At 44.1% G+C, this 21,490-nt stretch carries 20 protein-coding genes; 12 read left to right on the forward strand and 8 right to left on the reverse strand.

The genetic code is table 11. From position 1 onward, the window contains the following. Positions 1 to 49: 49 nt before the first annotated feature. Both ACVBIL_RS01980 and ACVBIL_RS01985 read right to left on the reverse strand, forming a co-directional pair. Entirely contained in the window at positions 50 to 661 is a 612-nt protein-coding gene (locus ACVBIL_RS01980) for a TetR/AcrR family transcriptional regulator (RefSeq protein WP_447165314.1), read from the reverse strand. Between the two features lie 76 nt (positions 662 to 737). Further along, entirely contained in the window at positions 738 to 1,190 is a 453-nt protein-coding gene (locus ACVBIL_RS01985) for an Lrp/AsnC family transcriptional regulator (RefSeq protein WP_447165315.1), read from the reverse strand. A gap of 183 nt (positions 1,191 to 1,373) precedes the next feature. On the opposite strand from ACVBIL_RS01985, the gene ACVBIL_RS01990 reads away from it, so the two are divergent. Beyond that, positions 1,374 to 2,549, forward strand: coding sequence for a PrnB family protein (locus tag ACVBIL_RS01990; protein WP_447165316.1), 1,176 nt, complete (start codon positions 1,374 to 1,376; stop codon positions 2,547 to 2,549). 1 nt (position 2,550) lies between these two features. Further along, entirely contained in the window at positions 2,551 to 3,666 is a 1,116-nt protein-coding gene (locus tag ACVBIL_RS01995; protein ID WP_447165317.1) for an aminotransferase class V-fold PLP-dependent enzyme, read from the forward strand. 101 nt (positions 3,667 to 3,767) lie between these two features. On the opposite strand, the gene ACVBIL_RS02000 is transcribed toward ACVBIL_RS01995, so the two are convergent. Continuing rightward, positions 3,768 to 4,073, reverse strand: coding sequence for a hypothetical protein (locus tag ACVBIL_RS02000; protein WP_447165318.1), 306 nt, complete (start codon positions 4,071 to 4,073; stop codon positions 3,768 to 3,770). A gap of 244 nt (positions 4,074 to 4,317) precedes the next feature. Here ACVBIL_RS02000 and ACVBIL_RS02005 point away from each other — a divergent pair, with 244 nt between their 5' ends. After that, positions 4,318 to 5,331, forward strand: a complete 1,014-nt coding sequence (locus ACVBIL_RS02005) for a WD40/YVTN/BNR-like repeat-containing protein (RefSeq protein ID WP_447165319.1) — start codon at positions 4,318 to 4,320, stop codon at positions 5,329 to 5,331. Positions 5,332 to 5,435: 104 nt separating this feature from the next. Here the strand turns inward: ACVBIL_RS02005 and glnA are convergent, their stop codons facing one another. Then, positions 5,436 to 6,845 (reverse strand): glutamate--ammonia ligase, encoded by a 1,410-nt coding sequence (gene glnA, locus ACVBIL_RS02010; RefSeq protein WP_012157107.1) that lies wholly within the window; start codon positions 6,843 to 6,845, stop codon positions 5,436 to 5,438. A gap of 703 nt (positions 6,846 to 7,548) precedes the next feature. Here glnA and typA point away from each other — a divergent pair. From typA to pdxY, 4 genes are all read left to right on the forward strand, one after another. Next, positions 7,549 to 9,357, forward strand: a complete 1,809-nt coding sequence (typA, locus tag ACVBIL_RS02015) for a translational GTPase TypA (protein ID WP_447165320.1) — start codon at positions 7,549 to 7,551, stop codon at positions 9,355 to 9,357. Positions 9,358 to 9,834: 477 nt separating this feature from the next. Further along, a complete protein-coding gene (locus ACVBIL_RS02020; RefSeq protein WP_447165321.1) occupies positions 9,835 to 10,002 on the forward strand; it encodes a hypothetical protein in 168 nt (55 codons plus the stop codon). Between the two features lie 7 nt (positions 10,003 to 10,009). Continuing rightward, positions 10,010 to 11,461, forward strand: a complete 1,452-nt coding sequence (locus ACVBIL_RS02025; RefSeq protein ID WP_447165322.1) for a disulfide bond formation protein B — start codon at positions 10,010 to 10,012, stop codon at positions 11,459 to 11,461. Positions 11,462 to 11,773: 312 nt separating this feature from the next. Next, the gene (gene pdxY, locus ACVBIL_RS02030) at positions 11,774 to 12,637 is read left to right on the forward strand and encodes a pyridoxal kinase PdxY (protein WP_447165323.1); all 864 of its coding nucleotides are present in this window, start codon (positions 11,774 to 11,776) and stop codon (positions 12,635 to 12,637) included. A gap of 1,190 nt (positions 12,638 to 13,827) precedes the next feature. Here the strand turns inward: pdxY and ACVBIL_RS02035 are convergent. The 3 genes from ACVBIL_RS02035 to ACVBIL_RS02045 all read right to left on the reverse strand — a co-directional run bounded on the left by ACVBIL_RS02035 (position 13,828) and on the right by ACVBIL_RS02045 (position 16,121). After that, a complete protein-coding gene (locus ACVBIL_RS02035; protein WP_447165324.1) occupies positions 13,828 to 15,042 on the reverse strand; it encodes a 4Fe-4S binding protein in 1,215 nt (404 codons plus the stop codon). A gap of 183 nt (positions 15,043 to 15,225) precedes the next feature. After that, the gene (locus tag ACVBIL_RS02040) at positions 15,226 to 15,873 is read right to left on the reverse strand and encodes a DUF2959 domain-containing protein (RefSeq protein ID WP_447165325.1); all 648 of its coding nucleotides are present in this window, start codon (positions 15,871 to 15,873) and stop codon (positions 15,226 to 15,228) included. A gap of 26 nt (positions 15,874 to 15,899) precedes the next feature. Then, positions 15,900 to 16,121: a hypothetical protein gene (locus ACVBIL_RS02045; RefSeq protein ID WP_447165326.1), complete on the reverse strand. Its 222-nt coding sequence runs from the start codon at positions 16,119 to 16,121 to the stop codon at positions 15,900 to 15,902. Positions 16,122 to 16,242: 121 nt separating this feature from the next. Between ACVBIL_RS02045 and ACVBIL_RS02050 the strand changes: the two genes are divergently transcribed. From ACVBIL_RS02050 to dtd, 4 genes are all read left to right on the forward strand, one after another. Then, the gene (locus ACVBIL_RS02050; protein WP_447165327.1) at positions 16,243 to 17,229 is read left to right on the forward strand and encodes a virulence factor BrkB family protein; all 987 of its coding nucleotides are present in this window, start codon (positions 16,243 to 16,245) and stop codon (positions 17,227 to 17,229) included. Beyond that, entirely contained in the window at positions 17,229 to 18,164 is a 936-nt protein-coding gene (locus ACVBIL_RS02055; RefSeq protein ID WP_447165328.1) for an alpha/beta fold hydrolase, read from the forward strand. Before ACVBIL_RS02050 ends, ACVBIL_RS02055 begins: the two co-directional genes overlap by 1 nt. 18 nt (positions 18,165 to 18,182) lie before the next feature. Then, positions 18,183 to 18,755, forward strand: coding sequence for a hypothetical protein (locus ACVBIL_RS02060; protein WP_447165329.1), 573 nt, complete (start codon positions 18,183 to 18,185; stop codon positions 18,753 to 18,755). 486 nt (positions 18,756 to 19,241) lie between these two features. Next, positions 19,242 to 19,679 carry a D-aminoacyl-tRNA deacylase gene (dtd, locus tag ACVBIL_RS02065; protein WP_447165330.1) on the forward strand — a complete coding sequence of 146 codons (438 nt, stop codon included), beginning with the start codon at positions 19,242 to 19,244 and terminating at the stop codon, positions 19,677 to 19,679. Here dtd and ACVBIL_RS02070 read toward each other — a convergent pair. After that, positions 19,676 to 20,002, reverse strand: coding sequence for a rhodanese-like domain-containing protein (locus tag ACVBIL_RS02070; protein WP_447165331.1), 327 nt, complete (start codon positions 20,000 to 20,002; stop codon positions 19,676 to 19,678). The two genes, dtd and ACVBIL_RS02070, sit on opposite strands and share 4 nt — an antisense overlap. Positions 20,003 to 20,358: 356 nt before the next feature. Here ACVBIL_RS02070 and ACVBIL_RS02075 point away from each other — a divergent pair, with 356 nt between their 5' ends. Next, positions 20,359 to 21,285 carry a helix-turn-helix domain-containing protein gene (locus ACVBIL_RS02075; protein WP_447165332.1) on the forward strand — a complete coding sequence of 309 codons (927 nt, stop codon included), beginning with the start codon at positions 20,359 to 20,361 and terminating at the stop codon, positions 21,283 to 21,285. Positions 21,286 to 21,490 lie beyond the last annotated feature (205 nt).

Raw genomic sequence — 21,490 nt, forward strand, 5'->3', positions numbered from 1 at the left:
AGCATAGGCGGGATAGATAGATTTGTTGGCTATTTCAGCACCGTTGCTTTCAATGTGACTCTTTCAATAACGAGACTGGATGTGCCAACAGGACTTTGGTCACCTGCAATACGCGCGAAATAACATTTGGATCTCGAGATAATTTGTTTCTTAAGCTGGCACCTAACCACATCTGATATAAGGTTTCTGCGGTATCGGCGGCATTCATTTCCGGGATAGAAGCATCGTTAATACCTGCTTCAATACAAGCAGCAAGGCGAGCAATCACCGCCGACGAGCCTTTGTCTAAGGCGAGACGCATTGACTCAGAAAGATCGGCAACTTCGGCACTGAGCTTGACCACTAAGCATTTCTGGTCAATGCAGGCATCACTTTGGGTGCTTTGCCAGCGTAACCAGTAGCTCATCAATCTCTCTAAGCCTGAGCCATTCTCTGGCGCAAATAGGCTGTCGATAGTGTTTAAGTAGGTTTTAAAGTAGCTGTTAATGATCTCTTCACCAAACAACTCTTTGGATTTGAAGTAGTGGTAAAAAGAGCCTTTAGGCACATCGGCAAATTTTAAGATCTGCGATAGGCCGACGTTAGAAAAGCCTTTGCTCGAAATCAGGCGATAGCCTGAGTCGATAATATGCTGACGTGTTTGTTGAGGAGCTGTTTTCATAGTAAGCAGCCTAACACAATTAGACCGGTCGTCTAGTGAATTATTCTTTCTATATTTTTGAGCAAGTTGAATGCCGCTATAGCGGCAATGTATTACGCGAGAAGTTTTGCTTTAACACGACGGTAGATTCGATCCCGGCGATACAATTTAGACTGCCAAGTGATTTTTTTACGAAGCTTTCATAACTGAGTAGGTCGCTGGCAACGATTTTTAACAGGTAATCATGAGCACCAGTAACCACTGAGCACTCCATGACTTGCTCTAGATTTTCCATGCTGTCTTCGAACACGATCGCATGTTTATCTGAGTTTTCTTTCAATCTGACAAAGGCGTAGACCATGACATTGAGTCCTACTTCTTTGGGATCGATTTGTGCCGCATAACCGCTAATCACACCCGTTTGTTCTAGCTTTCTCACGCGGCGAAGGCAGGGGGTATCCGACATATTTAACTTGGCAGCGAGCTCGCTAATCGCGATACGGCCTTGACGTTGTAATATGGCGAGTATGTTGCGGTCCTTGTTATCCATAGGAGGCCTTTTTATTTTTCGTGGTGAAAATCGGTATCAATTAACCATTTTATAGGGGATCTCGACCTTAAATGGAAGCTATTCGCGCCAGTTTATCGATTTACACCATAGGGATCCTGCTAGGCTAAGTGACTATGGATTACTGCACAGTCTCATCGAAAAAATAAAAATAAGGACTAACAGATGACGCAAAATACCCAGGCATTCGATCATTGGATCCGCACGCGCTTTGTTGAACTCAATAGTGAGCTTGAATCTCTTTATACTGAGCAGAGCGATAGGGCTAATGTTGAAGGTGTTGGCGAGCATTTAAAGCTGCAACTTGAATCTGAAGGGCGCGAGCTGATAGCCAGTTTGCTGGTCGAGGGAAATACTGACGAAGGCTTTGATCATGCTTTTGATCTGCTTGGTAATGTTGGCCTGTATATGGCGGCATGCCGTAGGCACGAAATTACCGAGCCTTCACGAGAAACCGTCTCGCCCCTCACTGAAGCATCCACACTTGCCATGCATATTGGCGCCTCTATTGGCGTGACCCCAAGATTTGCCACCGCGCACCTCACAACTCATAACCGTGCACATCAAGGTGTGTATAAACGCTTTACCGATTTAGATGCTGAGAAGCTGTTTGTTGATTACAACACTAAAGGCATTTTAGCTTACAAGCGTGCCGCCGATGCACTGTTAAAAATCCAGCCGTTAGGCATAGATCATCCTATTGCTTACGATCTGCTGGTAGCCGCTAAGCAGGCATTGAAGGATGTGATTGAGTCAAATCGAGTCCTGTTTCAACAGCTTGATGCCGATGATTTTTTCTACTGCGTGAGACCCTATTACAAACCTTATCGTGTCGGTAGCCAAGTCTATCGCGGCGCTAATGCGGGAGATTTTGCCGGGATTAACGTTATCGATATGCTGCTGGGATTATGCGCGGCCAATGAGCCGGGTTACTCGCAGATGTTGGTAGACAAATTTCTGTATATGATGCCTGAAGATCAACGTATTTTACGTGACTGTATGCGTCGTACTAGCTTTATGGATGAGTTACTAAGCATGACTCATTTTAGGCATGAGCCTTGGTATCAACAAAATCTTACGTTGTTTCTTGAGGTGTGCACTTTGCACGGCGAAACCGCGATTCAGCACCACAATGAGCTGGTGACTAAGTATATTGCTCAGCCTTCAAAGAATATGCAGCAGCAACATATGTCAAAAGTGACCGCGAGCGGCCCACCTTTAGCTGTATTACTCAACTCATTAGAGAAATTACGTGATAGACGTGCAGCGGTTAAACGCAGTGACATCCGAACTCGCTTTGATGACATTTTAACGCTAAAAGCGAGTCTGGAGGCCGAGTAATATGCAGTCTTTTAAAGATGATTTTTGCTTAGCGCCAGGGAGTTACCTGCTGAACCATTCGGTGGGGCGGCCATTAAAAGATGCCGAGCAAGCGTTCTCAAAGCAATTTTTTTCGCCTTGGCAGGTGTCTGGGAGGGAGCCGTGGCAAGACTGGTTACAGATCATTGAACAGTTTACTGCCAATTTAGCCAAATTGTTTAATGCACGAGCGGAAGAGTTTTGCCCTCAGGTGAACCTCTCTAGTGCACTGACAAAATTGGTGATGTCGCTAGAGCAGCTAAGCCATAAAAATGCAGTAGTACTTATGAGCGAAGTAGACTTTCCTAGTATGGGATTTGCGCTTAAAAAATCCCTGCCACAGGGCTGTGAGTTACGTTTTATTCCAAAAGAACTGGATATAACTGATGCTGAAGTTTGGCTATCGCATATCAGCACCGATATCGATTTAGTGTTTGTCAGCCATGTGTTTTCCAACACTGGGCAACTGGCGCCGCTAGAACAGATTATTAGCGCTGCTAAGTCTAATAATGCATTAAGCCTTATTGATGTGGCGCAATCAGCAGGTATTGTGCCGCTCGACTTACAGACTTTACAGCCTGACTTCTTAATAGGCTCAAGCGTTAAATGGTTATGTGGTGGTCCTGGCGCGGCTTATTTATGGATAAACGCAATGCATATTGACCATTGCCAACCCAAAGATGTGGGCTGGTTTAGCCATGAAAATCCATTCGAATTTGATATCCATGATTTTCGCTATCATAGCAGTACACTTAAGTTTTGGGGCGGTACGCCATCGATAGCCCCCTATGCGATAGCGGCCCATAGCATAGGTTACTTTGCCAATATCGGTTCTCATAAGCTTCGTGAGCATAACCAATGGTTGATTGATGTTGTTGCTGAACAGTTTGAGCAGGAGTTTGTATCTCCAAGGCTTGAGGCAAAGCGAAGTGGTACGCTAATTTTAGATTTTGGCGCTAAGCAACAACAGATATTAACGGCATTGCAGCAGGCGAATGTGAGCGTGGATCTGCGTAGCCCAGGTATTCGTGTGTCACCGCATATTTATAATGATATGGCCGATATGGAGCGCCTATTAGCTGTGATTAAAAGTTGTTGATGATTAAAGCGGTGGATGTCATGAGGGGGCATAGATAATTAAGCAGGCACTGAAAAGTGCATAGCAGGCGTTAAGGTTAAGGTCTGCTATGCACTTTCAATTTAAGGCTTTACAGAGTTTAAATACACTTTGCGGTAATTAAATTCTTGATTGAGATGGTTCAATTCACCAATAGAAAGCTTAGTGAGCAATGTTGCACCTTTGTCGTCAGTGACGAACTTTTTGGCGGTGCGATTAACAAAATCTACCACATAAACACTATCGCTTTGCTGTGCTACTGCCGCTTTAAGTGCCGTTAGGCTTGAGCAATCGTTACATTCTGTAATTGGGCTCATGCCTGCAAGACTTGTAGTAGAAAGTAGTAGTCCTGCACTTAATAGTGCTACTCGAGTTATTGTTCTTGTCATAGTAGGTTCCTTATTACTTGAATGGTGATCTTCGTCACACTTTTAATTTAGGCGATAGTTTAGACAGTGTCCAGTAGTATTTGTTATTAAATTGTTGTTTAATAATGCTTTGTTTAGGCGTTACTAATTTTGCTAAGGCGATTTTAATCGATAAAAATGAGTCAAATTAGGCGCTAAATGGGGCTTACCTATCACTGATGATTGCTTGATGGTAATCATCAGGATGTGCTTTTAAGGAAGTTTAATGAAGATATTCATGCTGTTACTTAACCTATGTTGTTTCAGTGCTTCAGCCATGGATTGGGATGTTCAAACGCTAGCTGCTGATGCATCTTTTAGGGGCAGTGCAGTACGAGATGGTATCGCTTGGGTAACGGGGAGCGATAACCGTGTCTATATTTCCAATGATCAAGGTAACACCTGGCAAGATGTATCAGTTAAAGATCAGCCTTTGACTGACTTTCGCGATATCGAGGTGTTCGATGCCAATACGGCAATTGTTATGGGGGCGGGTGAAGGGGATTTATCTAAACTGTACATCACCGAAAACCAAGGCCTAAGTTGGCAGTTGCTGTTTGATAATCCAGATGAACTCGGTTTTTTCAACTCAATCGCTTTTTGGGATCGCAATAATGGCTTATTACTGGGTGATCCTGTTGGTGGCTGCTACGTCATATTACGCACCTCTGATGGCGGTAAAACTTGGCAACGAGTTGCTCAAGGTGAGTTGCCAAACATGCTCGATAAAGAGGTCGCTTTTGCTGCCAGCGGTAATACCTTAATTGTTGGCAAGCGCGGCAGAGCGTGGTTTACCAGCGGAGGCTATAGCAGCTCTGTCTACCGCAGCGCCGATTCAGGCAAGCATTGGCGTCGGCGCCCACTCGCGCTTTATGATGATACTCAAACTGCCGGTGGCTATGCGCTGGCATTTAATCATCTAGATGATCTATTTGTGCTGGGAGGCGATTACCTGCAGCGCGATAAACATGCTGCCAATATGGTCTATAGCAAAGGTTATGTTTGGCATAAAGCGACTGGTACTACACCTGGGCTACGCACCGCTATGGTGTGTTATCAAGAAACCTGTATCGCTACTGGTAAGCTATCGACCGATATCTCAACAGACCACGGCTATAGCTGGCAACCGCTGTTAATTAATGGGCTGGCTCAGGGATTTTTCACCCTAGCAATAGAGGGAAACACCTTAGTGGCTGGTGGGCATGATGGCCGAGTCAGCATGTATCGTTTTGATGATTAGTTGTTTTTCGAGATTACATAAGTGCAATAAAAAAGCCCCAAACATGACTGTTTAGGGCTTTAAGGCTAACCACTTGCTTGTGGTTAGTGAGTCAACTCAGAGGATTACAAGCTGTAGTAAAGCTCGAATTCTACTGGGTGAGTTGTTTGGTTGATACGCTCAACGTCTGCAGACTTTAGTTTGATATAAGAATCGATAAAGTCGTTAGTGAATACGTCGCCACGAGTCAGGAACTCACGGTCAGCGTCTAGACACTCAAGTGCATTTTCTAGTGAAGTGGCAACAGTTGGAATTTCAGCCGCTTCTTCTGCTGGAAGATCGTATAGATCTTTATCCATCGCTTCACCTGGGTGGATCTTGTTCTGGATACCGTCAAGGCCAGCCATTAGCATTGCAGAGAATGCTAAGTATGGGTTAGCCACTGGGTCACCAAAACGGATTTCGATACGACGACCTTTTGCACTTGGTACCACTGGGATACGGATAGAAGCGCTGCGGTTAGCTGCAGAGTAAGCAAGCATCACTGGCGCTTCAAAGTGTGGTACAAGACGCTTGTACGAGTTTGTCGATGGGTTAGCAAATGCGTTGATTGCACGAGCATGCTTAATGACACCACCGATGTAGAATAGAGCTGTTTCGCTCAATCCGCCGTACTTGTCACCCGCGAATAGGTTAACGCCGTCTTTCGCTAGAGACTGATGCACGTGCATACCGCTACCGTTGTCACCAACGATTGGCTTAGGCATAAATGTCGCGGTCTTGTTGTAAGCGTGAGCAACGTTATGAACAACATACTTAAGTACCTGAACTTCGTCAGCCTTAAGGGTTAGCGTGTTGAAACGTGTTGCGATTTCGTTCTGACCCGCAGTTGCTACTTCATGGTGATGCGCTTCAACAACTTGGCCCATCTCTTCTAGTACTAAACACATAGCACTACGGATGTCTTGTGATGAGTCAACAGGTGCAACTGGGAAATAACCCCCTTTAACGCCTGGACGGTGGCCTTTGTTGCCGCCTTCATAGCTAGTACCTGAGTTCCAAGCCGCTTCTTCAGCGTCAACCTTGTAGAAACAACCTGACATGTCAGCGCCGAACTTAACATCGTCAAATAGGAAGAATTCTGGCTCTGGGCCAACTAATACAGTATCAGCAATACCCGTTGAACGTAGGTAGTCTTCCGCTTTCTTAGCAATAGAGCGTGGGTCACGGTTGTAACCCGTCATAGTGCCTGGGTTTAGGATGTCACAACGGATGTTTGCAGTGGTTTCTGCCGTGAAAGGGTCAAGTACAAAGCTTGCTGGATCAGGCATCAATACCATGTCTGATTCGTTAATACCTTTCCAACCTTGGATTGAAGAACCGTCAAACATTTTACCGTCTTCAAAGAAGTCAGCATCTACTTGGTGAGTTGGGATTGTAACGTGCTGCTCTTTACCTATCGTATCGGTAAAACGTAAATCAACAAACTTAACTTCTAATTCTTTTAGTTGTTGTAAAACTGATTCTGCTGACATTCTAAAGTCTCCGAGTAGGGTAAAGGGTCGTCCCTTTGTTTTATCTTTAATGTTTAGCGCTTAATGCGATTCTGGCTTTCATAAAGCGAGACTCGTGCCAATATCTTAACCGATTGATAATTTTGGTTAAATTGGTTTTCGCTGCCGAAATTGATATTAGCTTTGCACTGTTATGGTGCGGGCTGCGGATCGATATGGTGCACGCGCTATAACGGTGCGCTCGCAATTTAGCCTGCAATTTACTGTTGGCGTCTCGCTTTAAATCGTTACACAGAATAGCTAAGGCATAAGCAATTTTATAGGGTGTAAGTCAAGGAAATAGCATCCGAATGTCGATAAGTGTTATTGAGATTAAAGACAGTCATTTAACTGCGGGAATATTGAGCGTATTTTAGTGGCTTGTCAGCAGAAAGAACCGCCTAAAACAGCCAAAATGTTGAATATAGTGGAGGACTTTAAGCTGACAGACACTATTAGTGTCATAAGGGGGATGTATAAAAAAGTGTATGAAAAGCGGACGTTAAGGCGAAAAAAACCAATGCGAATAGGTTATTTTTAACGATTGGTCAAAAATAATCCTGTGAGATAGTGACGAGCTAGAGTAGAATGTCACGCTTTTTATTGCAACTACTATACTAGATTGGTTTTAGTCGTTGTCAGTAACCCCCCCCTATATTTTATACCGATGGTAAGAGGTTTAGCCGTGTTAGAGAATTTACGTAACATCGCCATTATTGCACACGTTGACCATGGTAAGACTACCTTGGTTGATAAGTTGCTGGCGCAGTCAGGAACCCTTGAGTCTCGAGGAGAAGCCACTGAGCGGGTGATGGATTCAAATGATCTTGAAAAGGAACGTGGTATCACGATTCTGGCCAAGAACACTGCCATCAAGTGGAACGATTACCGTATCAACATCGTTGATACCCCTGGTCACGCCGATTTCGGTGGTGAGGTAGAGCGTGTTCTATCTATGGTTGACTCAGTATTACTACTAGTTGACGCAGTAGATGGTCCAATGCCACAAACTCGCTTCGTGACTAAGAAAGCTTTCGCTCAAGGCCTAAAGCCAATCGTTGTTATTAACAAGATTGACCGTCCAGGCGCACGTCCAGATTGGGTTATTGACCAAGTATTTGACTTGTTCGACAACCTAGGCGCGACTGATGAGCAACTAGACTTCCCAATCGTTTATGCTTCTGCACTAAACGGTTTTGCTTCATTAGATCCAGACGAAGTTAGCGCTGACATGACGCCGCTATTCGAAACGATCGTTGAAAAAGTTTCTTCACCAGATGCTGATGCTGATGGTGATTTCCAGATGCAAATTTCGCAAATCGACTACAACTCATACGTGGGTGTTATCGGTATTGGTCGCATCAAGCGTGGTAGTGTTAGAACTAACCAGCAAGTGACTATTATTGGCGCTGACGGCAAGAAGCGTAACGGTAAAGTCGGTCAAGTATTAGGTTACATGGGCCTAGACCGTAACGAAGTTGAAGTTGCAAACGCTGGTGACATCGTTGCAATTACTGGTCTTGGCCAATTGCTAATTTCTGACACTGTTTGTGCAACGACTAACGTAGAAGCATTGCCTGCATTGTCTGTAGATGAGCCAACACTAACCATGACTTTCCAGGTGAACACTTCTCCGTTCGCTGGTAAAGAAGGTAAGTACGTTACTTCACGTAACATTCTTGAGCGTCTACAACAAGAACTAGTACACAACGTAGCATTGCGCGTTGAAGAAACTGACAGCCCAGATCGTTTCCGCGTATCAGGCCGTGGTGAGCTTCACCTTTCAATCTTGATTGAAAACATGCGTCGTGAAGGTTACGAGCTAGCTGTTTCACGTCCAGAAGTTATCGTTAAGCAGATCGATGGCGAGATGTGTGAGCCATTTGAAAACTTGACTGTTGACGTTGAAGAGCAACATCAAGGTTCTGTTATCGAGAAGCTGGGTATCCGTAAAGCTGACATGAAAGATATGCAGTTAGATGGTAAGGGTCGTGTACGTATCGACTTCGTTATCCCTAGCCGTGGTCTAATCGGTTTCCAAACTGACTTTATGACAGCCACTTCGGGTTCAGGTCTAATTTACCATTCATTCGATCATTACGGTCCAGTGAAAGGCGGTGATATTGGTCAACGTGCACGTGGTGTATTGATCTCTAACGCTACTGGTAAAGCACTGACATTCGCATTGTTCAACCTTCAAGCTCGTGGTCGTCTGTTTATTACACACGCATCAGAAGTATACGAAGGTCAAGTAGTTGGTCTTCACGCACGTGCTAACGACCTAACAGTTAACTGTTTGAAAGGTAAGCAGCTAACTAACATGCGCGCATCGGGTACTGATGAAGCACAGGTACTAACTCCGCATATCGAAATGACACTAGAGCAAGCGCTTGAGTTCATCGATGATGACGAATTAGTAGAAGTAACACCGCTGAACATTCGTGTTCGTAAGCGTTACTTGACTGAAAACGAGCGTAAGCGTCATAACCGTTAATCGCTTTGTTTAGCTTCAACCTGTAATTAGGTTAAGTATTTTAAAAGCCCTGAACATGCAAATGTTCAGGGCTTTTTTGTTGGCTGCGGTTTGGTGTTTTTAGTGGTATTGCTCACTCTATACCCAGATCTATGTTTTAAATCCCATTAATTCATGCTTTTAGCCTAGGCTCACAACTCGTTTTAGAGTGTGAATCTCCGCTAGCTTGTGAGTTAGTCTCAAGCGCTAGTGCTCACTAATTTAGCGATAAATGAACCCAGTTAGCAAAAATAAGAATGCGCTAATACTCATTTGGAGGTATGGCGGTTACGGCACATTATTTTAATTAGATTTACCGTAATTTAGTCGCAGCTTTAGTAACTTGCACTGCCAATTTACAAAGTATTGCTGCGAATAATGCAGACATTTTTGAGCCGCTATATGGCTTGCTAAGCGCATTTTTGAATTGAGTTCTAGTGGACTCTATTGGAGAAAGTTGTGGAATTTTTACTTTTTTGCCTCATTTTTATTGCTTGTTTCTTGGTTGCCTTTAAACCTCACAAACAAAAAATGGCACATATCTTTTTAGCTCTGAGCATTTTAATGAGCATGGGTATTTGGTTGATCGCTACTTGGGGCATGTTAGTTCCTGCCGGTAACTTGTGAGAACACTATGATGAATGAATTAACAATAAACAGAATTGTATCATTAGCGGCATTGGCGCTAATCGCTCTACCGGTCGGTATTGCCTGTATCATTTTAGGTTTTGCCATGGGTGACACCCCATGCATTCTTTGCTGGCAAGAGCGCACCGCGATGGTGCTAGTATCGCTTATCGCAATTTTTATTATGCGTTATGGCTTAAAGCCAAAGTATATTGGCGCGCTAATTATTACCGCAGTATACGGATTATGGGCGGGTTACCGTCATAGCTCGGCGCATATTCTACGTGATATTGGCCAAGGTTTTGGCCCTGCTATTTTTGGCGTACACACTTATGTGTGGGTGATTGTGGTCTTTGCCATTATCTTACTATTTGCTGGCGTATTAATGTTGCTGCAAGGCGACAAGCTGGTAGAGAAGAGCGATAGTAGCGAATGGAGCATGCTAAACAAAGTTACTGTTAACGTATTCTTGGTTATTATCGGCTTTAATATCGTGCAAGCTTTCACGCAAACAGGACCATTCCCGTATATCGGTCAAAGCGACCCTGTACGTATGACGTTTGACTCAGAAAAAACAATTTGGTCAACGGCTAACTGGCCAAAACTGTCTAAGTTATCAGCGCGCGGTGCTTACTCGATTGAAAAGCCAGACTTTGCTGCCATGACGCAAAATGATGCGACTCAAGTGGCAGCGAGCGCAGAACTTAATGTGCTTGAAAGCGTCGAGTTGCCAGCAGATATCTTTGGGTTAGCAACGGGTATCAGTTATAACCCACAAAGCCAACTATTTGCAGTCGTGACCAGTAATAACTGGGTTTACTTCTTAAATACTGAGCTGACTAAAATTCTAGCTAAAGTGCAGATTGATGCGGCATTCTCAGCTGAAATATCTAACCTTGCAGGCGTGACGTTTGACGGTGAAACCTCAGTATTAGTAACAGCAGATCACAAGAGTTTTGTGCGAGTTGAGTACGACCCAAGTGTGAAGTTTGATGATACTTACGGACGATTCATCGAAGGCACCGATGGCGTGCGTGAATTGAAGCGCAGCCGTTTCGCTACGGTACGTGCTAAGTACAACTACGTTGCTAACGTAGGTTGGGACGCGAATACCCAAGAGTATTTAATGGTGACCTTGCCAGATCTTAAGCGTAATAACTTTGTGGTATCACGTTTAAGCGGCAAAGATTATGAGCTAAACAGTGAAGCCATTATTAGCATCGATGCTAAAGCGTATCCTAATGTGACTGGTATTAGTGTTATTAATGATAAAGCTTACTTGCTAAGTCATTCTGCCCAGCAGGTGCTTACCATGGATTTAGCGACAAATACCGTAGTTGCTGCTAACGATATTGCGGGTCTGAATAACCCACAAGCATTGACGTTGGTGAATAACCAGTTTGCAGTGTTAGATGCAACGGAAGGTAATAACCGCGTTAACTTCTATCAAGCTCAGTAGCCATTTAAACAATTTTTTAAACCGCTCTGAATAGATAAAGCCCTTAATTAACCATTAAGGGCTTTTTTAATGGTTAAACTCAGCTGATATAGGTTGAAAGACTGACTATTGGCGAGCTAGATAATTAATATCAGTACCTATATCAGTGCAATTGATCACAGGCTGATTAAGTTTGAGATTACTAATTTAGCCGAGTTGTTATAATTGACAAAAATCTACACTGTTGCCTAAAAGTGCTGCAATAAGCGCTCAAAGTAAGCAGTGATAGAGCATTCCCAATTAAATCGCGAATAAAATTAAAGGTAGTGATCAATGAAGCGGATCTTATCCATTCAGTCCCATGTGGTATTTGGCTGCGCTGGCAACAGTAGTGCCGTATTCCCGATGCGTCGTCTAGGTATGGAGGTATGGCCAATTAACACGGTGCAGTTCTCTAACCATACTCAGTACGCACAAGGATGGGCCGGGATGATTATGCCCGCGGGTCAGATCACTGAATTAGTGCAAGGTCTAGATAATATTGGAAAATTACAAACCTGTGACGCCCTGCTAAGTGGTTATTTGGGCAGTGCCGAGCAAGGTGCTGAAATCGCCGCTGCAGTGAAAAAGATGAAAGCATTAAATCCAAATGCGATTTATTTTTGCGATCCGGTAATGGGTCACCCAGAAAAGGGCTGCATCGTTTCTCCGGGTGTGCAAGAGTTTCTAAAAACTCAAGCCTTGGCAGAAGCCGACATTATCGCGCCTAATTTGTTAGAGCTGGAAACGCTTACCGATACTGAATTGCATAATCTCGATGAAGTGATCGATGCTTGCGAGAGTTTGCTAGCCAAAGGCCTTAAGATGGTGGTAGTGAAGCATCTTGCAAAAGCGGCAACCTGCAAAGAGCAGTTTGAGATGTTGCTGGTGATAAAAGGCGGCAGCTACCTAGTATCGCGTCCTTTATACGAATTTGAGAAACAACCTGTGGGCGTTGGTGATTTAATCAGTGGCTTGATGTTAGCTAACCTGCAAGCGGGCTTTAGCCCTGTAGCGGCATTTGAGCGCACCAATGCCTCCGTCGATGCCGTGCTATTAGAAACCTTTAATCAAGGCGCTTATGAGCTGCAATTAATCGCTGCTCAAGATGCGATAGCATCACCAATCATTACGCAGCAGGCTAAGCGAGTTAACTAATTCAAGTTTATTCGTATATAAATTAATAGGTGGAATTTAATGAGCCTGTCCATGAATGGACAGGCTCTTTTCAGAGCCGTTACCGCAAGCTCTGGGCTCATATTTTATCGTCTTAGCTTTAAAACAAGGTACTAGGTACTAGGTACTAGGACGCTGCGCTTCGAGGACGGGCTGCGCCCTACTAGGAACAACAAAAGAAAAAGCAATACCTGTGCACTTAGTTAGCTTTTCGGCTTTCTGTAGGTCGGCATTTATGCCGGCAAATTCTTTATATAAACCAAGCTTGATGGGCTAAAGCCCAACCTACTGAAAAAATATACTTTCCCATCTTAGCTTTAAAACAAGGTACTAGGTTCTAGGACGCTGCGCTTCGAGGACGGGCTGCGCCCTACTAGGAACAACAAAAGAAAAAGCAATACCTGTGCACTTAGTTAGCTTTTCGGCTTTCTGTAGGTCGGCATTTATGCCGACAAATTCTTTATATAAACCAAGCTTGATGGGCTAAAGCCCAGCCTACTGAAAAATATACTTTCCCATCTTAGCTTTAAAACAAGGTACGAGATTCTAGGACGCTGCGCTTCGAGGACGGGCTGCGCCCTACTAGGAACAGCAAAAGAAAAAGCATCACCTGTGCTTTTTCTAGCTTTTCGGCTTTCTGTAGGTCGGAATTTATGCCGACAAATTCTTTATATAAACCAAGCTTGATGGGCTAAAGCCCAACCTACTGAAAAAATATACTTTCCCATCTTAGCTTTAAAACAAGGTACGAGATTCTAGGGCGCAGCGCTTCGAGGACGGGCTGCGCCCTGCTAGGAAAAGCAAAAGAGAAAAGCACCAGCTTTTACCGTCTTTGTCTTTCCTAGGATCTGCTTTTCCTAGTACCTTCTTCGCTTTACATTGTAGGTCGGCATTTATGCCGACAAATTCTTTATATCAACCAAGCTTGATGGGCTAAAGCCCAGCCTACTGAAAAAATATGCTTTAAGAGAAGGTACGAGATCCTAGGACGCTGCGCTGCGAGGTCGGGCTGCGCCCTGCTAGGAACAGCAAAAGAGAAAAGCACTTCTTAGCTTTTCCATTTTTCCGTAAGCGCAGCGCTCCGTAAGTGACGGAGTCACGTTCTCTAGGCCGCAGGCCGTTCGTCTTAGCTCTTCCTAGAACCTGCTTTTCCTAGGACCTAGCACCTTCTATCAATGCCCAATCCTATCCAAATGTTGAATCAAATACATACGTGCCTCAACCTGTGTCTCGCTGTGCCAGAATCCGCCTAGGTAAGCGAATAATGGCAATAGAAACATGATGGTTAGCAGCATAACCGTTAAGCCGCGGGCAGACAGTTTCCAACCGTTACGAGTACTCAAACTGAGTGCCTCTTTTTTAGGGCAAGCCGATATACAACGCATACAGGCTTGGCACTCATCTGAGCGAATGTTGATTTGGTTATGCACCTTGATATTAGCTGGGCAGGCGCGGCTACACTTATCGCAACTCATACCTTTGGTTTCGATTAAACAGTGTTTCGTATCACGGCGAATTTTAAAGGGGCTTAAAAAGCTGAGTAAGCCTAACAGCGCCCCATAAGGGCAGATGTAGCGGCAAAATCCTTGGCGACGCCAAGCTGCCAGGCCAAGAATAAAGCCAAAACAGATAAGGGTTACGAGCCCTGGGGTGATAAAGAATAGCGCCATTTTTAGGTCGGCAATTTTATGATAATTACTGTTTAGGTAGCTCGGAATGCTCTGACTCGGCATGCCAACAATGATGTATAGCAAAGCCAATAACAGTAGATATTTGATCATACGCAGCGGCCAGTCGATCCACGCTGGTGGGAGTAATTCTTGCTTGATAAAACGTTTTCTGAGTCTATAGAGATATTCACCCGCTAATCCAAGTGGGCAGGCCCAGCCACAAAAGGCGCGCTTACATAATAAGCCTGTCAGTAATACAAGCGTAAGCATTACGGCGGCCGCAGGGTGGTTTTGGTCCCAAATACCTAGGCTTAAAATTGCCTTGATTTCGATACCACCGGCAATCGGCAAGAAAGCATCACCCACATCAGGTCGCATCAGCCACGGCGTGATCCCCGACTTGAGTAGTGCAGCATTAACCGCAAACTGCACGCCAACCAATAGCATTGAAAGTGCTAGCAGATGCTGTACACCATCTCGTAAGTTATTGGCCCTCATGTCGCCGTGGGCAACATGAGGCTGGAATTTTGTAACTAAGCCTGTGATAACAACGGCAATGGCGAGCGCGGCGATTAATGGCCAATACAGGCTAGAAGCAATGGCGCCTGCGACTAGCATGCCCGATGCGAGTGCGCCCCATTTCTTGCCACTCCAATAGATAAGACTAACGCTGTAGGTTAGTGCTAGGGCAAGCGTTAAGGATTCGATAAAGCTCATAAATAGCATCAGTTAAAATAGGATTGATACTATTGTGAAACTTTTTAAAAGCAGAAGTTCTTAATTGGTTTGTAGCTTGTGGGGAAGATCGAAATTTTGGCATTAGAGTGTGGAAAATGTCGTGTTGGCTCACAAGTTCGGCTCCTAAGTGTTCAAGCTTAGGAACCGCACTTTAGTCGCTGCTTATTTGCTTTCTAATGAAGCAATAAACTTATTCGACTCGTCAATAGACGTGTTCATCTCTTTGATTAAGCCTGAAATATCAGTCTGTAGGCTAGCAAACTCACCTTTGATAGCACCAATGGCTTGGGCATTGAGGTTATGTTTTAGATACAGCATGTTATCTTTCATCGCGACCAGCACTGGCTCCATCTTGCTTTCGGCGCGGCGCATGCTTTTAAGCAGCTTGTTGTATGACCGGCGGGTCTCTTTGAGCTTTGACTCGCTGTTACGGCGTAGACTGGCTTTACTGATCTCACCAATCTCGGTTTGCCATTCGTCAAATAGCGCCTCGGCAACATCTTCTACCTTATCGATGCGGTTGGTGACGTCATCTGCGGCATCTTGGGCAGATTCATACTCGTCTTTAGCCTTATTGTAAGCACCCTCTAAGTCGCCACCGTCGTGGTTTAGTAGCGCCTGCATCTCTTCAAGCGCTGAGCTAAACTGTTCTTGAGCCTCTTCTTGAGACTCTTTAGCATCTTCGACGCGATCAACCATGATATCGCGCTTGTGATAACCCACTTTTTCCATTGCACCGTAATAAGCGCTCTGGCAGCCACCAAGTAGCAAACTAGTACCAATAATGGCCGTGGTGATTAGTTTTTTCATCTTGTGCATTTCCAACGTTAGGTAAGTTATTCTGAGCGATACTTTGCTGCGTCGATAATGCTCCATAGGTGAGCTATGCCACCGATAATGGCTGGGAAAATTAGCCACCACATGGCGTAACCGACAACGGCAACAACACAAAAAATCAGTGCGGCCAAAATACGTCCTTGAACTAACTGTCCAAGACCAGGGAAGAAAAAGCTCGCAATTGCGGCAATAACATTGCCAGCAGATCCTTGTTGAGACATCAATTCAATCCTTATGCTTGTAAAGAGAAGGTTATAAGCTTTATTGTACCAAGACAGTGATTAGCAAATCATTTATTGTCTTATAGATTAAGACCAACTTTAACAGAATCAAGAGTCATACGTGAAAAATAAGATTGTTATAAGTCAGATTAGTTCTTTTTTACTGAGTATTTGGGCATTTTTTTTACATTTGCTCATCCGTTTTAAAGAGGACCAAGTCAATATTAAGGCTGGACATTTAGCCTATGTCACCTTGCTGTCATTGGTGCCGATTGTGGCGGTTATGTTTTCAATGCTATCAGCCTTTCCAGTCTTTTCTGGTATTCGCGAAAATCTAGAGGCGTTTGTCTACAATAACTTCTTGCCTGCAGCTGGAGATACAGTACAAATTTATATTAATGAATTTGTTGCTAATGCTTCTAAGGGGACCAGCGTGGGTGTGGCGGCCTTGGTGGTGGTGGCGCTAATGTTGATCTCGGCAATTGATAAGGCGCTCAATAGTATTTGGCGCACCAAAGAAAAGCGCCAAGTTGCAGTGTCATTGTCTATGTATTGGATGGTATTAACGCTCGGCCCAGTACTGGTAGGTGCGAGTCTTGTGGCAACCTCTTATATCATATCGTTTAAAATATTTAATAGCTCAGAATTATCGGGTGTACTGCAATTGCTAATTGAGCGATTGCCGATGCTGTTTTCTGTCGCGGCTTTCTTACTTTTGTACATGGTGGTGCCAAATAAGAAGGTGAAGTTCTTACACGCTTTACTCGGTGCGATAGTGGCAGCCATGTTGTTCGAACTAGGCAAGAAAGGCTTTGCATATTATGTGACTCAATTTCCAAGTTATGAGGCAATTTATGGTGCCTTGGCAACCATCCCAATCCTGTTTGTTTGGGTTTATGTCTCGTGGGTGATAGTGCTTGTAGGAGCCGAAATCACTGCAGGCTTACCTGAGTATCTGCAGGAATGTAAGCTCAGCCGTGAGCAGCTATTGGCAGAAGCAAGTGCCAATACTGATCGCGCCCCAAGTACAGACAAGCCCGCTAGGCATGAAGCCGCAAATAAAGAATCTATTGATAAAGAGGCGACCGATAAGGAAGCAAGGGACTAATGCTCAGTGGGCGACCTAAAGCCCTTAGCCAAGCTTGGCTAGATGTAGGCGATGGGCATCAGCTATATGTGGCACAGTATGGTAATCCCAATGGGCTTCCTGTGCTGTATCTGCATGGTGGCCCTGGAGCTGGGAGTTGTACTGAAGATTTAAGCTTATTTGATTTATCTATCTATCATGTCATTTTGCTCGACCAACGTGGAGCGGGGCGTTCGCGCCCTCGTGGAGAGCTTAAGCATAATAACCTCTCCAATTTACTGGCTGATATTGAGCGGGTACGTTGTTGGCTTGATATTCAGCAATGGAGATTAGCAGGCGGCTCCTTTGGCGCAACCTTGGCCCTACTATATTCAGCCTGCTACCCCAATCGAGTGATCTCACAAGTGCTGTGGGGCTTATTTATTCCCAATCCAACCGGTATTGAGTGGCTTTATGGTGCCACGGGGGCGGCGCGGCGATTTCAAGTTGAATATCGTGCTTTTACTGAAGGCGCAAAAAAAACACAACAGTTAAGCGGGCTATTTACTCACTTTAGGGCAAGGTTAGAGGATGAGTGTTTTGAGATTAGACAAGATTCAGCTCAACGCTGGCTAAGTTGGGAGATAGCTTTAGCTTATCCCTGCAACATGGCCAGCGAGGTAAATGCACCCTTCAGTCAATCTTTAGCAAGGATTGAGCTTCATTATGTAGCTAATGATTACTTTGGCGCATTTGAGAAGCTCATCGCTAAATTACCATTAATTCAGTGCCAAACCTACGTGCTGCAAGGTGAAATGGACTGGGTCTGTCCTTTTAACGTGTTGCAAACATTCTTTAAGGGGCGGGCTAGTCAGTTGATTGAAGTGGCAGAGATTAAAGCTGGGTATCACGCTTTGGCCGATGTTAAGATGGCTAAAGCGGTAATGGATGCTATACGGAAAATGGCCAAACAATAAAAAAGGAAATAATACGCTATGAAAAAACTGATTCTTGCAGGCTTAACTATGAGTTTAACTATGGGGTTAACAGCCTGTGCTTCAACTGAAAAAACTGAAGAAGTTGAGGTTGCGGTTAAGGCTCCAGATAGTGTTGAGCTCGGTGGCTTATCAAATGAAGAAGCCACGACTAAATTGCTTGAAGCACTATTAAATAAAAACTATCTAGCCTCTCGAGCAGGCCCTGTCGGAGTTGCAGTCCAGTTTGATAACAGCCAATTTATTCTACAACCTAGCATTAATCCAGACGGAATCGACCGCATCATGATGAACCGCTTTTATGCGATTCACCCCAAATATGTGGGCAGCAAAGAGATGCTGTTGATGATCGGTACCCTTAACCAAAAGCTGAACTTTGCTAAGTTTGTTATTCGTGACCAAGGTGCGGTGATTCAGGTGCAAGGTGCAGCCACTTTTGTTGATACCATCACTATGGAAGAGTTACGTCGCTTTATCCTTTGGATTGATGAAGGCTTACGTCAGGTCGGCCAATCGTTACCTGAAGGGGCGGAAGATGTGATTAAGCCTATTCCGGTCATGAAGAGTGTTTAAAAAAAGGTCCTAGGACCTAGGAAAAGCAGGGAAAGCTAAGACGATAATAGCCGAACGGCCTGCGGCCTAGGGAACGTGACTACGTCACTTACGGAACGCTACGCTTACGGAAAAGTCGGAAAAGCATGCTCTCTTCTGTAGGTTGGGCTTTAGCCCATCAATTTGGGTTTTAACTAGAATTTGTCGGCATAAATGCCGACCTACACAAAGCGGGGAAGACCAGAAGCTAATAAATGGCACAGGTGATGCTTTTGGCTTTTGCTGTTCCTAGTAGGGCGTAGCCCGTCCTCGAAGCGCAGCGTCCTAGGATCTAGGTCCTTCTTTTAAAGCTAAGACGGAAAAGCATGTCTCTTTTGTAGGTTGGGCTTTAGCCCATCAATTTTGGTTTTTGCTGTTCCTAGCAGGGCGAAGCCCGTCCTCGAAGCGAAGCGCCCTAGAACCTAGGTCCTTCTTTTAATTTTTAATTTTTTATCGGAGAGTGTGTACGTGATTGCCTTAATTCAACGTGTGAGTGAAGCAAAAGTTGTCGTTGATGGCGCAACTATCGGTGAGATAGATAGAGGCCTGTTGGTGTTACTCGGTGTTGAGCGTGAAGATAACATTGAGAAGATGCAAAAGCTGGCTACCAAGGTGATGAGTTACCGTGTGTTTTCCGATGAGAATGGCAAGATGAACCTCAACCTTGAGCAAGCGGGTGGCAGTTTGCTAGTGGTGTCGCAATTCACACTCGCTGCTGATACCGGCCGTGGACTACGTCCAAGTTTTTCAGGTGCAGGCACGCCAGATCAAGCCCGAGAACTCTATGAGGCGTTTGTGGATTTCTGTAAATCAAAGGGCGTGAATACCCAGACCGGTCAGTTTGCCGCAGACATGAAAGTGTCATTAGTCAACGACGGCCCGGTAACCTTTAATTTGCAGGTCTAGCGCTTTGGCTGACAGCAGAGCAGATCTTTTAATGCCCCGCCGTTGATCACGCTCTCTAATCCATTCGCCGTTAATATATCACAGCCTTTTTGGGCGCGAATGCCTGCGCCACAATAAAGCACAAACACTTGCTGGCGGTTTTCAACCTTGTGCAGCCAAGTATCTAAAGTATCAAGTGGCACATTGATCGCCTGTGGCAGGTGCCCGCTTGCAAACTCTTGCGGCGAGCGCACATCAATTACGGTCGCGCCATCTTCTATCAACTGCCAGCATTGGCTGCCTACAGGCTTGGTCGATAACTTTGATATTTGAGTGTTTAACATATCCACCTCTATTTATTATTTTCTTTGATTATGTTTGATGTTAGCTGAACAAAACTTGTGCAGACATTTAAACCTTTAATTAGATTAATTTCAATAAGTTTTTTCTAATGGTCGTTGGCAAGATATGCTGTCTTGTTCAGACCTAGGGGCGGAGTCAATCAGCCTTCATTTGCCGACTCTATAGTGACCTAGGTTTCCTGAAAGTGACTAGTGGTCATGCGTAGTTCTTAAGTGATAATTAGACGGATTAGCAAACATGCTTGTGTCTAGGCAATATTACCTGAGTGTCCGGCGCTGAGTTTGATTTGGTTAACAGTAAACCAGTAGTTAAGTATGTAACGTAGATGGATGGCTTGTTGTTTATTATCTTAAGTGCACAAAGGTTTGGTGGTGATTCAATGGTAGTTCAAACTGAGGATGTTCCGAGAATTGAGTTTCGAACGCCAGCAAATAATAAAGGAGGATTAGAGGTTTTAGATCTAGAGGTTTTTTATGACAAGTTAGCGCGGTGTAGCTTTGATCCTGCTAAACCACATCGTATAAAATACTTTTGCTTTATTTATATCACTAAGGGCGAAGGTAAACATTTCATTGATTTTAAATATCATGATTTCAAACCTGGTAGTTTTATTTTTATCGGTAAAGACCAAGTCCATGCATTTGATCTTGCTAGCAAAGCTCAAGGAAAGATGATCAACGTTACTGAAGAACTTATTAACACTATTTTGACTAATGTGCGTTTGCCATTTTTTGCAGCAGATCATTTTCTAAGCTCGTATGTGCCAGTGTTTGGTTTAACGCCATTATTGGTCGACACTTGTAATTCACTTCTTTCTGAAATAGATAAAGCGCAATTAAATGAGCGTTATGAACCACTATATTCTCAATTAATATTTTCATCTTTATTGGTCGCTCTAGGGGAAGTGCGTAAAAGTAGCATGGAGCATTTGAGTAAAACTCAAGCAACGCGTTTTAATGCATTTCTTATGTTAATTAGCCAAGAACATGCTCAAACACGCCATGCTTCAGAATATGCAAATAAATTAAATGTTAGCTATAAGTCGTTAAATCAGTTGTGCAAATGTGCCAGTGGTAAAACAGCTAAACAGATTATTGATGCTCATATTATACTGGAAATTAAACGGCGATTAGCGATAGATAACTCGCAAATACAAGAGATTGCCTATCAGCTTGGATTTGATGATGTCAGCTATTTCATGAGATTCTTTAAGCGCCACACCAATATGACGCCTTCGAAATTTAAGGTGTGCAGTAATTGTTAATTGTTAATTGTTATAAATCCAGTGCATCTCTCTTTATTCGAGAAAGTATGAACTGGGTCTTTGTTAACCAGTTCACACTTTGATTACTAGGTTCGAAAATCACCACTTTTAAAGCCAATAAATGCATATTCCCCTCCCTATATTTTGATCTATTTTGGTTTTGTTAACTTCTGATTACTCAATTGTTCAACATTAAGCTTATTCA

Source organism: Shewanella sp. 125m-7, from assembly GCF_052977045.1.